8 protein-coding genes are annotated in these 15,983 nt (G+C 52.7%); 3 read left to right on the top strand and 5 right to left on the bottom strand.

Going from position 1 to position 15,983, the window contains the following annotated elements; all coding sequences use genetic code 11:
- Nucleotides 1-450 precede the first annotated feature (450 nt).
- Both HUV26_RS14485 and HUV26_RS14480 read left to right on the top strand, forming a co-directional pair.
- Nucleotides 451-1,092 (top strand): YagK/YfjJ domain-containing protein, encoded by a 642-nt coding sequence (locus HUV26_RS14485; protein ID WP_174410847.1) that lies wholly within the window; start codon nt 451-453, stop codon nt 1,090-1,092.
- Nucleotides 1,093-1,225: 133 nt separating this feature from the next.
- Nucleotides 1,226-1,618 carry a hypothetical protein gene (locus HUV26_RS14480; RefSeq protein ID WP_174410846.1) on the top strand — a complete coding sequence of 131 codons (393 nt, stop codon included), beginning with the start codon at nt 1,226-1,228 and terminating at the stop codon, nt 1,616-1,618.
- Nucleotides 1,619-1,864: 246 nt separating this feature from the next.
- Here HUV26_RS14480 and HUV26_RS14475 read toward each other — a convergent pair whose 3' ends face one another.
- A complete protein-coding gene (locus HUV26_RS14475) occupies nt 1,865-10,624 on the bottom strand; it encodes a GH36-type glycosyl hydrolase domain-containing protein (RefSeq protein WP_174410845.1) in 8,760 nt (2,919 codons plus the stop codon).
- Nucleotides 10,625-11,181: 557 nt separating this feature from the next.
- Here HUV26_RS14475 and HUV26_RS14470 point away from each other — a divergent pair.
- Nucleotides 11,182-12,675 carry a B12-binding domain-containing radical SAM protein gene (locus tag HUV26_RS14470; RefSeq protein ID WP_174410844.1) on the top strand — a complete coding sequence of 498 codons (1,494 nt, stop codon included), beginning with the start codon at nt 11,182-11,184 and terminating at the stop codon, nt 12,673-12,675.
- Between the two features lie 252 nt (nt 12,676-12,927).
- On the opposite strand, the gene HUV26_RS14465 is transcribed toward HUV26_RS14470, so the two are convergent.
- From HUV26_RS14465 to HUV26_RS14450, 4 genes are all read right to left on the bottom strand, one after another.
- The gene (locus tag HUV26_RS14465; protein WP_174410843.1) at nt 12,928-15,069 is read right to left on the bottom strand and encodes a PAS domain-containing hybrid sensor histidine kinase/response regulator; all 2,142 of its coding nucleotides are present in this window, start codon (nt 15,067-15,069) and stop codon (nt 12,928-12,930) included.
- Between the two features lie 171 nt (nt 15,070-15,240).
- Nucleotides 15,241-15,390 carry a lmo0937 family membrane protein gene (locus HUV26_RS17015; RefSeq protein ID WP_174410842.1) on the bottom strand — a complete coding sequence of 50 codons (150 nt, stop codon included), beginning with the start codon at nt 15,388-15,390 and terminating at the stop codon, nt 15,241-15,243.
- 63 nt (nt 15,391-15,453) lie between these two features.
- Entirely contained in the window at nt 15,454-15,675 is a 222-nt protein-coding gene (locus HUV26_RS14455) for a DUF3185 domain-containing protein (RefSeq protein WP_174410841.1), read from the bottom strand.
- 105 nt (nt 15,676-15,780) lie between these two features.
- On the bottom strand, nt 15,781-15,960 hold the full coding sequence (locus tag HUV26_RS14450) for a CsbD family protein (RefSeq protein WP_174410840.1): 180 nt from the start codon (nt 15,958-15,960) through the stop codon (nt 15,781-15,783).
- Between the last annotated feature and the right edge of the window lie 23 nt (nt 15,961-15,983).

Raw genomic sequence — 15,983 nt, 5'->3', positions numbered from 1 at the left:
AGCGGTTCGCCGTTCCGGGCGTCTGACCTTGCGGCCTCATTTTTTCTCCTGAAACACCGTATCGGGGCAATTAATCCTCGGAAAGCGCCTCTCCGTGCCAGGGTACGATGTACGCATCGCACCTTCCAGCTAATCTTCAGATTCCGAGCAGAAGAATACTCGGTATTAGGAAGTATCTTATTCTTCTTTATTCAATAGTAATAGATTGCAGCACCATTATAAAGACAAACAAATTCTATACTATTACTATTACAAGATAAGATGACGTAACGTAATATACGACATATACACAAAGAAAAAACAAACTAATAACGATGATCAAGACTCAATGACCCATTGCCCAACAAGGAGCAATGGGGCACTCATGCGTAATCATCTTCGTATTAATTTTCATAGCAAGGAATATACTATAGTCAGAAAAATAAACAACGTCTTAACAGGAGCTTGATCATGATACACCAACAAGTTTCTCATGCTGACACATACCAAGGAATCCAAGTTAACGTAGGCCCCTTCGAAGAATACGGCTTATACCCCGTCATCATGGAACGATTCAAAGAACGTCTTGACTGGATGACCGACAGGCACTGCAAGGTTTTATTCATTCGCTTTGATATGAGATTCCCTGCCAGATACCCTGCGATGGGAGGCAATCAGGAAATCTCAAGGTTCTGGAAGAACTTCGGAGAGCAGAGTGCGTACAGGGGGATAGACCTTCACTACCTCTGGGTACGGGAGCAGTCACGGGAGAAGCACCAGCACTATCACTGCATTGCGCTGCTGGATGGCAACAAGGTGATGAATTATTTCCATTTCCTGCTGAAAGTTCAGGAAACGTGGGGACGGGTGCTGGGATGTGATGCCACGGGGCTTATCCACTTCTGCGACAAGGATGCGGATGGCAATCGGATGGAGAATGGGATCATGCTGTGTCGCCCGCCACTAAAGCACCCTGCGAGAGAGCATCTGCAAATACTGTTTAAGCAGGATTATGACCGGTGTTTCTACTGGGCGAGCTATCTGGCCAAGGAGAACCAGAAGGCGAGTGCGCCGTACCGGGTGAACAGCTTTGATTCGTCGGTGTTGCGATAGGGCAGGAGGCAGTAGGCATGACGCTGTTACAGCGTGGTGAGGGAGTGTACCGGGAGACGGTCGCTCCCTTCTTTGTTGGATTTGGCACGGGCATGAGCCCCTTAATCTATACTGGAAAAACAAGGAGATAACTATGCATATGTTCATAAATTGCCGTAACGGAAGGTTCTGGAGCAATCAGGTGGATCTTGGTTCCGAACTGAACGGCCCCATGACGATTGCGGGCAAGAGGTTCCTGAAATGGAAACAAGGAGGCGGCCTGCCGGAGTCAATGCCGTGCAACGATGAACGGGAATGCCCGCCTGGATGGGTGGTCGCTTATGACCTTCAGATCCTGCATGCAGGCCAGGCATACATCCTCACGGTGTCGGGCAAGGCTCTGGAGATCGCCCTCTTGCCGTACCTGCGCTGGCTGGAGGACATGCACTGCTCTTTGGGAGATGTGCGGACGGTTGTGACGGCGCAGGACGCTGACACGTATACGTTTCTGAAGTTTGGAATTGGAATCGTGCAATACCCCGGATAGACGCCTGCGTGGCTGGGGATTATGAGGACGAAACCTGCTAAAACAGACGGGGGCAGGAGGATGTGTCACGATGGCCTGAAACGGCATCGTGCAGGGGGTAAAAGCCGCATCTTCCTGCCCGTGTGTGCACTTAGAAAAACTTGTGCTCTGTTGATTTTCGTTTTTTTTGTGGAAAAATGTACTTCTGGCCGAAGCAGGGTCTGATGTTGGAAAATGGGCAACGCCGCGAAGGTGCAAACACACAGACTACTCTCGGGGCGACCAGCCAGCCGGGCATGAAGGTGCCAGCACCTCTGCCCAATGTTCCTTGTGGTCATTTGTCAAGTGAATAAAACCATCCTGTTGCGGTATGTTGTCTAAGGTTACGCGGATGCCTTTGTTTTCTCCACGAACCTGTACAATGTGAATGTGAAATATAGTATCCATATAGCGGTAATGTATTGAATACTCTTGCCACTCTGGAGGAAGGCATGGTTCAAGACGCAGTTTATCTGCTTCACGATTGAGGCCGAGGAGTGATTCGAGAATTAACCGGTACATCCAAGCTGCGGAACCCGTGTACCATGTCCATCCACCTCGGCCAATATGTGGTGCCACCGCATAGACATCAGCGGCCATGACGTAAGGTTCCACTTTGTAAATGGCGGTCTGCCCGGCAGTGTGCGCATGGTGTATGGGGTTGATGATATTGAAAAGCTCCCAAGCCCGGTGGTTGTCCCCCAGCTTGGCAAAGGCCATGGCGGCCCAAACGGCTGCATGCGTGTATTGTCCACCGTTTTCCCGTACCCCCGGAGTATAGCCTTTGATGTATCCGGGATTCAGGGAAGACGTGTCAAAAGGGGGATCCAGCAACTGCACCAAGCCGTGCTCACGGCGCACAAGACGCTGATCCACCGTATTCATAGCCCGGGTCGTACGCTTTGGATCTCCGGCACCAGAGAGCACTGACCAGCTTTGCGGAATGGAATCAATCTGGCATTCCTGATTTGTCGATGAGCCGAGGGGGGTACCATCGTCAAAGTAGGCGCGGCGATACCACTCACCGTCCCATCCGTTGTTCTCAATGTTGCTGCGCAACTCCGCCGCCTCTTTCTTGCAACGTTCTGCAAAGAGGGTATCTTTATGGATGTGTGCAATCTCGGCAAAGTTCATAAGTACGGTATAGAGGAAAAACCCCATCCATACGCTTTCACCTGAGCCGCCTTTGCCCACAAGGTCCATTCCATCGTTCCAATCCCCGGAACCCATGAGTGGCAAGCCATGTGCGCCATAACGCATCCCGTGCCTGATGGCCCTGATGCAGTGGTCGTACAGGCTGGTCACCTCGTGGGAGTTACCGGGCAGGTCATAGTAGGAGTCCTCGTCCGCCTTCAATGCCCTGCCGTGCAGAAAGCCTACGGGTTCGTCCAGCACGCCTGTGTCTCCGGTGGCTTGTATGTAGCGGGATACGGCAAGCGGCAGCCAGAGGTAGTCGTCGGAGCATGAGGTGCGCACACCGTGTCCTGCTGGCGGGTGCCACCAGTGTTGTACGTCACCTTCCTCAAATTGTCGGCTTGCGCAGAGCAATACATGTTCTCGCACGAGGTGCGGCTGTGCATGAATGAGAGCCATAACGTCTTGCAACTGATCTCGGAAGCCGAAAGCACCGCCGGATTGATAGGTGGCCCCACGAGCCCAAAGGCGGCAGGCAATGGTTTGATAGAGAATCCATCCGTTGGCCAGAAAATTGAGGGCGTTATCCGGAGTTTCCACATACACGGCTCCCAAGGTGTGTGCCCAGTGCTGGCAGACGTTGTCCAGAACCATGCGGGCGGCGACTGGTCCCTGATAACGAGAGGCCAGAAGCCTTGCGTTTTCAGTATCTCGCCCAATGCCGAGCCGGAAGACTATCTCGCGCTCCTGCCCGACCCCGAGATCAAAGACCACCTGTATGGCTGCGCAGGGGTCCAGAGCGGCCCCGACCCTGCCTGAAAGCCGTGTGCGGGTCATGGCGGCCGGGGCCTCCAGTGTGCCGCCGCGGCCCAGAAATTCTCTTCTGTCTCCGCTTACTGTGCGCGTTGTCTCGTCAACATCAAAGAATGCGGTCCGGTCCTTGAACTCTGTATTGTAGGGATTGCGGGCGAAAAGAGCGCCGCTTTCCGGGTCGATTTCAGTAACCACGTGCTCGGCGGTCTTGCTGCGCAGGTCGCCCAGAACCCATTCGACGTAGCCGGTGGCTGAAAGCCTGCGGGGACGGCCAGAATCGTTGCGCAATTTCAGTACTGCAAATTTGATGGCATCTCCTAGCGCTACGTAGACCCATAGCTTGCTGGAGATACCGCGTTCCACGTGTTCGAAAACGCTGTAGCCGAAGCCGTGGCGGGTGGCATAGGGAGTGTTTCCACGACAGGGCAAAGGCGTAGGCGACCAGAAGTGTCCGCGTTCCTCGTCGCGGATGTAGAAGGCTTCTCCTTGCGAGTCGCTGACCGGATCGTTGCTCCAAGGAGTGAGGCGAAACTCATGGGCGTTTTCGCTCCATGTGCAGGCCAATCCACTTTCTGAGATAACGCACCCGAAGTCCGGATTTGCCAGCACATTAACCCAAGGGGTGGGCGTTACTTGTCCTTGGCCTGTGGATATGACGTATTCGCGACCATCTGATGTGAATCCGCCCAGTTCATTGGGCAGGTGCAGATCCAGACGGGGCAGGGGTGCCACCGCCAGAAGGGGAGGGCTTATTATTCGCTTGGGGATGAGAGGGGGCATTGCTATGTCCGGTATCCTGCTGCCGTCTATCTGGTCCGCCAGGCTCCCTTTGGTATCACTGATGATCACCCGGGCAACGGCTTGGAACAGGATGCGGTCTTCTTCGGCTATGCGATCCGTGGAGCGGACGAATATCCCGCCGGGACGTTCGCTGAGACCGGCCTTGGTTTCCGCAGCAACGAGCCCCAGAATCTGGTCGTGGAGGGTTTGCCTGTATCCATCATGATCTTCATTCCAGATAACCAGATCCACGGCCAGTCCTTTGAGTCTCCAATAGGCGTGTGCTTGTATAAGCTGCCGCACCAGTTCGATATTAGCCGCATCCTCTATCTGCAGTAGCACGATGGGTAAGTCGCCCGAGATGGAATATCCCCAAAGTCCGGATTGACCACGGCGATTCTTGAGGAGCACGCCCGCATTGGCCCGGTGGGCAGCATTGGCGTACAGGATGGAACCTGCCAGTTTTCCGTAAAGATGTGCTTCCGCCTCAGAGGCGTTCAACTGGCGCAGCAGGACCTGGCTGTGGGTCCAAGCCAAATCAAAAACGCGATCGGCCATGCGCTTGTCCTGATATTTTTCTGCCAAACTCAGGGCGGCCTCGCGGGTTGTTGCAATGCCGTAGAGCATGTCAATGGTCACGGACTCTTCCGGCTTAAGGGTTATGCGTTGTCGAATTGCGGCAATGGGATCGAGCACCGCCCCCTCACTGCCCGAGAGCGCTAGGGTGGCATGGAGTGCTTGAGGATTGGCGGTGGTGTTGCCGCGGCCAATGAAGTTCATGCGGTCAGTTTCATAGGAAGTGTCTTCAATCACTGCGCTGCGCGTGACCATCATGTGTAGCATGAAGGGTGAAGTATCCTCTTGAGACCTGGGCCTGCGGGTGCAGAGGATAGCCTTGTTTTTGTAGATGATCTCTGTTTGTACAAAGAGGTTGCTGAATGCGGGATGCAGCGCGTCTGCCGCCTGCGGTGCCAGAACTACTTCGGTGTAGCTGGTCACATCTATGGATCGACGCGTACGTGCGCGGTTGGTAATGCGCACACGGCGCAGTTCTATGTCGTCTTCGGGCGAGACTGCGATTTCAGTATGTGTGATATAGTCGTGATCGCGGCGCAGAAATTCGGCCTTTCCTTCCGAGAAGATTGCCTGATAGTGCTTTGGGCGTTTGCGCGTGGGTTGGTGGGCAACAGACCAGAACTCGTGGCTTTCTATATCGCGCAGGAAACAGAACGTGCCCCAGCCGTCACATGTGGGATCCTCCCGCCAGCGGGTAACGGAGATATCTTCCCAACGACTGTGTCCGCCCCCGGCATTGGTGATCATAACGTGGTAGCGTCCGTTGGAGAGCAGATGCACTTCCGGGGTAGGTGTGTCGGGAGTGTTGTAGACGCGGATAGGAGTGTGGTCAGTACTTGGGGTACTGCGAAGCTCTGTCAGTTCCGATGTGTGCGCATAGAATGCCGCAGAAAGAGGGATGCGCTCCTGAAGCAGAGGGAGAGTAGCTTGAAACTGGGCATCAGATGCGAAGCGTCGCTGCATCGGGTGATCCATCAGCACCCCTCCAAGAGATAGGAAGCTCATGCCCTGATGGTGAGCCATGAAAGACTGGATCACGGCGCTTGTCCGGCCACGGGGAAGACGGGAAGGGGTGTAGTCGACGGCTTCGTAAAATCCATAGCGGGTTTCAAGCCCCTCGCTGCTCAGGCGGATTAGGTTTTGACATGCATCCCGAGGGGTAACCATCAGGGCCAGGGCTGTGGCGTAAGGCGCAATGACTAGGTCTTCGGCAAGGCCCCGCTTGAGTCCTAAGCCGGGTACACCAAATGCGCGGTATTGGTAATTCTGGTGTACATCAATGGCATTGTAGCCACATTCTGAAATTCCCCAAGGCACCTTCCGCTTCTTACCGTAGTCTATCTGACGCGCTACGGTTGCTCTGCAGGTTTGGTCAAGCAAGGTACTCGCATAGAGCGGCATGACCAGATTGGGCATAAGGTACTCAAACATGGAGCCGCTCCAGGAGAGTAGAACAGGGCTTCCTCCGGCTGTCGTGAGCAGCCGCCCAAGAGCGAACCAGCTCTCCTGTGGCAGGCGCCCCTGAGCAATGGCCACGAACGTCGCGAGCCGTGCTTCCGAGGCCAACAGGTCATAGCAGCCTTGGTCTTTGCGACGCTCATCGACATTGTATCCTATAGCCAGCAGGTGTCTTGTTACGTCATAAAGGAATCCGTACTCCATCTGGGTCAGGGCGCTGCAGAGTTTGGCGAGGGTGGTAATCGTCGCAATTCTGGATTTTGCCTGTCCGCTGGCAGCCTGAATCATGTTTACCAGCTCGGTATCCGGATGCGCAGCTGCGATGTGACCGACCTTGGTTTCCAGTGCCGCCAGTCCCTGCAGGGTGGGAATATCGTTCAGAACGGCCAGGTCGGCGCGAAATGTATGGGATGATGTGGCCCATGGTGCCAGCAGAGTTAGTTCATCCAAGGCGTCCCGGCACTGGCCTGCAAAGGTATTGATTCCTGCATATAATGAGCTGTCGGGGGGGGCTGTTTGAAAATTACGGCTGGCAATCAGTTCCGCGACCGAAACAACCAGCCGCTCCAGGCACTGACGTATGGCCCGTAACGTGACAGGGGGGTTGAGCATGGCAGCATCCATATCTTGGCGTAGCGATGCAAGCAGAGTTGAAGGAGAGGGGGGTAAGGTGTCTGTGGATATAGTGGGAGATACGGAATGGGATAAGGGTGGAGAAGCTTCCAAGGCTATGTCCAGAGCTTCACTCAGGCTCTTGAGCAGGCCCTGTGAGAGGATTTTGTCTTCCGGCAGGGCAAGCAGCCCTGCGCGCAGAGTCAGGAGGTGCCCAGCCAGATTGCCGGAGTCAACAGAGGAAATGTAGCGGGGTGACAGTGGTTGTAAAGTGAGGGTGTCGTACCAATTATAGAAGTGTCCCTTATGCCGTTCAAGCCTGTTCATGGTCTCCAGAGCCTGCATGGTGCGTTCCATTAACCTTCCGCAGGAGATGAAACTGAAGTCATACGCGGCCAGATTCGCCAGAAGCGCAAGCCCCATGTTGGTAGGCGAGGTGCGGTGCGCAATGGCGGCTACGGGTTGTTCCTGAAAGTTGTCCGGTGGCAGAAAGTGGTCTTTTGGGCCAACGAACGTCTCAAAAAAGTACCATGTCTTACGGGCTATTCTGCGTAAAAAGATGGTCTGGGCTTCCGTCAATTGCTCCTTATGGCGGGTGATAGGCAGCCCGAGCCACCGCGCTAACGCCGGAGAGATGATCCACAGTCCCAGCACCGGGCCAGCCGCGAAGAGGGCTGGAAGGTTGATCGCGGTGAGGATAAGGATTGTGAAAACAGCGAGAACCGGGCCGATCCACATGGTTCGGAACGAGCCAATAATATCCGTTCTGTCTGTGCTTTCCGCCTCGCCCGAAGGCTCCCATTCAAGGAGTCCCTTATGTGCAAAGTTAATTCGCCAGATGGTGTTCGCCAGAGATGTCAGGCTGTACCAGGCCTCATGCGGCAGGCAGGCGAGAGAAAAGACGGCCTGAGCAGCATGTTTGGGCAGCAGGCTCAATATGGTGGAGAGGTGTTGCCTCAGAGGCATATCTACAGGTTTTTGCAGCGTGCTCAGGAGTACTGCGATGATCGAAGGGAACAGAATGATGCCGCAGACAGCCAGTGTCCAGAACCAGGCTGATGCCAAGGCGGACCACCCTGTCAGCAGAAGCACGGTTAGTGCGGCGGCGGTCAGGCTGCGGCGCAGGTTGTCCAGAATTTTCCAGCGGGACAGGAGTGAGAGCGGATTTCTCCGTGGCCGTCCATCGGCACCGGGAACGCGAGGGAACAGCCATCGCGCGATCTGCCAATCGCCGCGAATCCAGCGCTTCCTTCGACGGACATCCGCCTCATAGCTGGCGGGATAATCCTCGTAAAATTGTACATCGCTTATAAGTCCTGCCCGGGCGTAGCAGCCCTCCAGAAGGTCGTGGCTCAGGATGCGGTTTTCGGGGAAGCGTCTGCCCAGGGTCTGCTCAAAGGTTTCAACTTCGTATATTCCTTTGCCGATGAATGAACCTTCACCGAACAGATCCTGATACACGTCTGAGACCGTGCGGGTATAAGGGTCGATACCAACCTCACTGGCGCACATCCGCGCATAGCGTGATCGGTTGGTGCCGGCAAGGCTGGCTGATACGCGGGGTTGCAGGATACCGTAGCCGCCAACCACACGCTCCTTGTCAGCGTTGTAGCGCGGGCGGTTCAACGGGTGTGCCATTGTGCTTACCAACTGCCGGGCGCAGTCACGCCCCAGCTGTGTGTCAGTATCCAGCGTGATAACGTATTTCAGTCCCTGCAGAATGCTTACCTCACCGACAATTAAGGCAAAGGACGCTGATGTGCCGTTGCGCAGCAGGTTGTTCAGGTCTGCCAATTTGCCGCGCTTGCGCTCATAGCCCATCCAGAGCCGTTCCTGTGAGTTGTACCGCCGCGGTCGGTGGAACAGGTAAAAAATGTCCCCCGTTGTGTTGCAATATTTCTCGTTCAGTCCTTCTATGCCTTGTCGGGCAAGATGTAGCAGGTGGATGTCGTCGGGGAGTGTCTCTTCTGCGGCGTCGCAGAAATCCGTAAGCAGGCCGAAGTGCAGGTGCTTGTCCTGATTACCCAGAAAGCGGACTTCCAGAGATTTGATCAGGGTTTCAATGCTTGGGGCATTTGTGAGCATGGTCGGAATAACGACCAGAGCGCGTCGGCATTCCGGAATGCCTTTGGAGAAATCTAGGCGAGGTAAGGGATTGGGTTTGGTTATCAGGGTCGTCAGCCAGTTCACCAGCGCCACCGCCAGATGGCTGGTGCCCAGAAAAGAGAGCAAAAATAACAGGGCGATATGCCATCCGCGGAGTTCGTCGGTATGCGCTTCAGCTACGAAGATTCCAGCGAAGAGCGTAGTGAGAAGCAGTATGCTGCCACCATACAGCAGTAAAGGAAACCGGCGGCAAAGTGCGCGCAGGCTATTGAGAGATGATTCGTCTACAGCCGCCGATTTTTTGAGTTGCTCTTGGCCCTTGTCGATAAGATAGAATCCTACATGTGCTGCCAGAGAGTCTTTGCCATTTATGGACGCATCCTCCTGAGCCAGGGCGATGGCCTTTCGAGCGACTTCCGCCTCGGAGAACGGGCTTTTTCTGGCAATGTGCTCTACTCTGTGGCGATAACGATCGCGCGTGGTAAAGTCCATGGTGTCGTAAACAGTTGCAGGGTCCTTGGTCAGGATATCCTCAACGGTACTTATGGATTCTACGAAATCACGCCAGTTCATGATTCCGAGGAAGCGCAGGCTGCCTATGCTGTTGCTCATGGTGGCCTGGTCGACAGCTTGCTGCCGATTTTCCGACAAGACCAACTGTTCGATGGTCTGGCCTGTCCCTGACAGATGTTGTTCGATCCAGGTGAGTGACAGGGCCAGAGCTGGCCCCTGACCTTGCAGGCGTCGCAGGAGCTCCGCCACAAATGAGCTTGCCATAGGCGGATTGGAGCGGACCATGTCTGCGATGGTAAGGATGATATCTTGCGGCTGTTTGGCGGCAACCCAAGTCATTTTGTCTGCCCATATTCCGGCGCAGTTTCGGTCGAGCCTTTGAGCGGCAATGCGGACTGCCACCTGACGCAGGTTCTCTATGAGTGCCAGACGCAGCATTATGGGGATGGCCCAGAGCTCGCCTAGCTGCAGAGACGTCACGGTTTGGTAGGCAACCACGATGCTCTTCAAACTCTCCGGGTCCACTCGGCCATCACGGTGGGAGATGCTCTCCAAGGCTAGATCATACACCCGCGGAAGTCCGGCCGAAGGTCCGCCCGCCAGACAGGGCAGCTCACGGCTGTACCCTTTGGGGAAATGCAGGCGCGCGGTGCGGATCTGTTCCTCAATCACATAGAAGTTGTCCAGCAGCCACTCTGCGGCCGGTGATATCCGGCGGTCAGCCTTCACGTCTTCCGTGAGCAATGTGTGGACTTCAAGCAGTAGTATTTCGTTTTCGGCAAGTCGTGTTGTCAGCAATAGGCCTTGGGACTGGCCGGTCTTAAGCGTGTGTGACTCTGCCAAGAACTTGCCGTGTTGTTCCATCCTGTCCGCGCTGAACAGCTCGGAGCGCAAAGGAAGGTGCTCTCCGGTATACCGGCGTTCCGATTTGGTTCCGCGCAACCGGGACCATGCGCGAAGCAGCAGTGTGCGTATGGCTTTGTCATTTAGGTTCATCGGATCTCCTGCTGTTGAGACGGACAGGGTACGGGCAGGGTGCGGGCGGGTTGAATTGTGCAAACGCAGAGGGAACGCTAGGGAAGGGCTGACGGATTGCTTGTAAGGAGAGAAGCGGACATGAAGGGCTTGGGTTGGAAGCAGCGTCGGGGCGTTAGCCTTCACGAGAAGGTTTTTCGAGTTCTGACTTGAATAACACGTATTATCATATGTTGATAGAAGTATCCTTGGTTTTAGCTTATTCATGTCACATAATAAAAGTGATTATGTGCGGCATGTTGTAAAAATGGCAGGCGTTATTCTGATGATAAATTTCACGGATGCGTTTTTTTTAATCCATAAATTTTACATAGCGCAGATTCGCGTGAATAAGTGTGATTATTATGGCATGGATCTCTATTATTTGTAGATTACAATTTATGTATTAAGAGAATAAAATTTTTTTGAATAAATATTCTTTATTTGAGAAGTAGTTATGTGAATACGTATCAAGTTGGTTTGTAATATTTGTTGCGATTTGCAGAGATAGGGTTATGGTGAAGATGAGGTGAAAAATAATGAAAGCACTTCTGGTCTACCCATCGTACCCGGATACATTTTGGAGTTTCAGGAGTATACTGCCTTTTGTTTCCAGAAAGGCGGCCTTTCCTCCCTTGGGGTTGCTCACTGTCGCTGCGCTGCTTCCTGCAGAATGGGATAAGCGTTTGGTGGACGCGAATGTTGCTTCTCTGGAAGACGCTGACCTTGAGTGGGCAGATGTCGTTCTGGTCAGCGCCATGCTCGTGCAGTCTCCAAGTGCGAAGAGCATTATGAGGCGTGCAAAGCATGCAGGAAAAATTGTGGTGGCGGGCGGTCCTGCATTCAGGGGCCACTTGGAGCATTTTCCCGATGCGGACCACTTCATCATTGGCGAGTCTGAAGTCGTAATGCCCGCATTTTTGCAGGACTTCACGCGGGGGGTGGCAAAAAGGGAATACGGGTCGTCTGAGCATCCCAACTTGAAGTCGACACCTCTCCCTGCTTGGGGCTTGCTGAAAATGAGAGACTACGTATCCATGGCGTTGCAGTATTCGCGCGGCTGTCCCTTTGACTGTGAATTCTGCGATATTGTGGTCATGAATGGCAGACGTCCGCGCGTGAAGCGTCCTGAGCAGATGATACAAGAGTTTCAAAGCTTATATGATGCAGGGTGGAGAGATTCTGTATTTATTGTTGATGACAATTTTATCGGGAATATTGTTCAGGTGAAGGAGTTTCTTCCTGTACTTGCAGAATGGCAAAAAAGGCACAACTATCCATTTAAACTTATGACCGAGGCGAGTGTGAATTTGGCGCTGGATGAGGAACTTATGGAGATGATGAGCGCGGCTAATTTTCATAAGGTTTTTATTGGTATTGAGACTCCTTCAACACAGAGCTTGGTAGAGTGCGGAAAAAAGCAGAATGTGAGAACTGATTTTAGTGTTGCTGTGCGAGAGATACACCAGCATGGAATGCAGGTGATGGGTGGTTTTATTGTAGGCTTTGACAATGACACCCCATCAATTTTCGATCAGCAGTTTAAATTTATTCAAGAAATAGGTGTTGTTACTGCCATGGTCGGTGTGCTTAACGCGTTGCCGCATACAAGGCTGTGGAATCGTCTTAAGTCTGAGGGGCGCTTGTTCGATGGTCTGAGCGGGGAGAATACTGACGCGTGTATAAATTTTAATCCTATAATGGGGTGCGACGTTCTTCTTGAAGGGTACAAGAAATTGCTGGGTGTTTTGTACTCGCCAAAAAAATATTATGACAGAATTAGTATGTTCCTATCTTCATATAATCCGACTTCACGTGGAAGGATTGTGCGAACAGATGTTCAAGCTTTTTTAAAAAGTATGTGGGCTGTAGGTATTGTATCATCTGCCCGTATTCATTATTGGAAACTTATACTTAAGACTGTTGTAACAAAGCCAAAGGCCCTTTCTGCGGTTGTTGAGCTTGCGATTCTGGGGCTGCATTTTGAACGGGTGTCACGTCGTGTCATGAACTCAACGTTCTCTCGGTTGTAAACAGGCAGTTGGTGTAGAATGCATCCGTCTGAAACGCCGCCGCTTGCGGAAAATGATGATCTGGCTTTGAAAAATTTTTCTTACGGTCGTTTAAAAGAGGCGCAATGCAAGGTGCAAAAAATGTTCACTTTTTGTCTCAAAGATGTGTGCGGGATGGGCGAGTGATCGAGCATTCCGCAGTTGCAATGGGAATATTGCCTGACGTTCTATATATGTGGCCGTCTCTTTAACGGCCTGTTTTGAGGCGGCTTGTTAATGGGCTTGTTGTATTGTTTCAAGCCTGCCCAGAACGGCCTTTAGCTCTTTGCTGTCGAAAGGCTTCGCGATATAGTCATTCATCCCCTCCATGAGAAACCGGTCACGGTCGCCACTCATCGCATAGGCGGTTATGGCGACGATGGGGATTTTCGGATCAATTGATTTTGAGGTGCCCCCCCTGATGTTTCTGGTGGTCTCCAGACCGTCCATGACCTCCATCTGAATGTCCATTAACACGCAGTCGAATATACGGCCTTGCAGCATGTGCAGGGCTTCCTTTCCGTTTTTGGCGGTATGCACGGTGTGCCCCATCCGTTTGAGTATCTCTGCTTCCGCAATCAGGCATGTGGCATCATCTTCGACAAGCAGAATGCGAAGAGATGGCGCGATGAGGGCAGGCTGGGGTTGGTAAGGAAGAAGACTGCTATGCTCCTGAACTTTGAACGGCAGCATCAGGTACGCGGTGGTTCCTGATCCCAAATGGCTTTCAAACGTCAATGTGCCCCCCATGGCGGAAACTAGGCGTCTGCAAATTGAGAGTCCGAGCCCCGCGCCCTGATGTTTGCGCGTAACGCCACCCGTAGCCTGAAAGAAGGGGGTGCCCAGCGTCTTTAGTGTGGCATCGTTCATGCCGGGGCCTGTGTCGGACACGCAAAACAGAATGCGAACTGTGTCCGGGGGCAGAGGGGGCAGGGGAAACACTTCTAAGCGAATTTCTCCTTGGTCGCAGAATTTCATGGCATTGCCGACAAGGTTAAACAGTACCTGTCGGACGCGCACCTCGTCACCCATCACTCTTTCAGGGGTGCCGGGGACAATGTCTATATGGAGGGGCAGACCCTTTTGTATGCTCAGCGGGCCAAAGCTGTCGGTGATGGCAGATAGGGTTTCGGAAAGTGTGAACACTTCTTCGCTCAGGGGCATCCTGTCGGCTTCGATGCGGGAGAGATCAAGGATATCACTCAGCAGGCAGGTTAATCTGTCGCCGGAACGGATGGCCATTTCGATAAACATTTTCTGTTCATCATTCATTGGCGTCATTTCCAGCAGTTGCATCATGCCAAGAAGGCCATTTAGAGGCGTTCTTATTTCATGGCTCATGTTGGCCAGAAATGCGCTTTTGGATTTGTTGGCCGATTCTGCCGCATTCTTTGTGGATAAAAGCTCCTCTTCCATGTGTTTGCGGGAGGTGATGTCTAGGCAATGGCCTATGTAGCCGACAAATGCGCTCCGGGAATTGAAGCGTGGTGTGCCTTGATCCACCAGCCAGCGATACTCGCCGCAGGCATGGCGTAGCCGGTATTCCATGCTGAATGGTTCGCGTCGCTCAAAGGCCGTGCTGTAGGTGCTTAGGCAACGTTCCATATCTTCCGGATGCACGCCTTGGCTCCAGCCGTTCCCAAGTTCTTGGTTTAATTCACGGCCAGTGAAAGTGAGCCATGAGTCATTAAAATAATCGCACAGCATGTCTGTCCCGGACGTCCAGATCAAAGCTTGTCCGCTGTTGGCCAGGTTGCGAAAGTGTAACTCGCTTTCTGCCAGCGCCATTTCTGCCTTTTTCCGAGCACTGATGTCACTTATTGCAATATTGCACACAGAACCTTCCGTGTTTTTCTTTATGACCGCTTCTATATTGGCCCAGAAGGAAAGTATGTCTGCCTTTTGCAGGCCTAATTCACAGTTTTGCGCTGTTCCCGTCATGAAGAGTTGCTTCAGTGTGGCGGAGAAAATATGCCTATCTTCCCCGTTGCTTATGAAGCGGGAAATTGGCTGGCCGACTAGCTCGGTGCGGGGCATGCCCAACATCGTGGCGGCCGTAAGATTTGCGCCAACAATTCGTTCCCGCTCAGAGAGAGAGCAGTAGCCCACCGGAGCAAAGTCGTAGAGATCCAAATATCTTTCGTGTTCCTCTTCAAGCTCTTGATGCATGCGCCGCAGTTCTTCGTTTTGCATCTCCAGCTCAATTTGGTGAACACGCAGTTCGTAGACTATCCGCGAGGACTCACCCTGTGTAGCCTCGCCAATGATGTTCAATGGTGGTTTGTTCCAAGAGCTTGTCTCATTTTTCTTATCAATTCCCTTGGTCTGCTGGCTGAGAGAGTTCTGGCTTGTGGCTTGGACATCTTTGCTCGACATTAAATTGCTCCTGTAGCGATGCGAAAGGTTGGGATGTTCGCACCCTAGCCGTCACACTATTGCACGCTGATATCATAAATGCCATGGACGAACGTAGTTGTCCGTGGTCGTGTTCAGGCCCATACTAATGATGGTACCATTCCTGGTGTTGTCACATGAATTTTGCCGCAGCTATAGTGCAGACCTTCCTTGAACCAAGTTCACCACGATGATTATGATGGCTGCGACAAGGAGTATGTGAATGAGTGAGTTGACTGTATATCCGCTGACCACTCCAAGAAGCCACAGGACAATCAAAACAACTGCAATGGTGTATAACATTGTTTTCTCCATTTTTTTATTAATAGAAATATAGTGAGCTGTTTTGATGAAGCATGTTGTCAATTACCCACGCTTTTTGGCAATGACGATCAAGATGATGCCGCCCAGCAAGGCTGCTGCTCCCACGACCGGCGTGAACGGTATTGTGCGTTTTTTTTCAGCGGTCATTTGCAGCGGGCCGAGGTCTACAACTTTTTCCCGAGTAGTGAAGGTGATCCCTTGGTATGCGAAGGTTGCTATTCCCAGAACAATCAGCAGGATCCCGATGATACTTACGCTTTTCATGACAACTCCAGCTTGTAGCAATGTGTAAGGGCTACTGGTCCGAGCATCCGCGATGTGCTTTGCCTCTTCATTTTGCGGATGCTCGGTGGAAGGAGGAGGGACAGTCTATTTCTCCAGGGCCTTCTCGATTTGACCAATTCTTTTTTGGATTTTGCCCGCGTTTTTTTCTACGGCTCCTTCAGCTTCCAAATTTGGGTCGTTTATAATTATTCCACTTATCTCTTTTATTTTGCCCTTGGTCTCGTGGTAAGTTCCTTCTGTCTTATTCTTTGTGCTTGATTTCATGTCGTGTTCCTTTTTTGGTTGTA

Source organism: Desulfovibrio psychrotolerans, from assembly GCF_013340305.1.
GTDB classification, from domain to species: domain Bacteria; phylum Desulfobacterota; class Desulfovibrionia; order Desulfovibrionales; family Desulfovibrionaceae; genus Halodesulfovibrio; species Halodesulfovibrio psychrotolerans.
The sequence above is the reverse complement of the archived record's forward strand: the minus strand, read 5'-3'. Positions and strand labels throughout refer to the sequence as shown.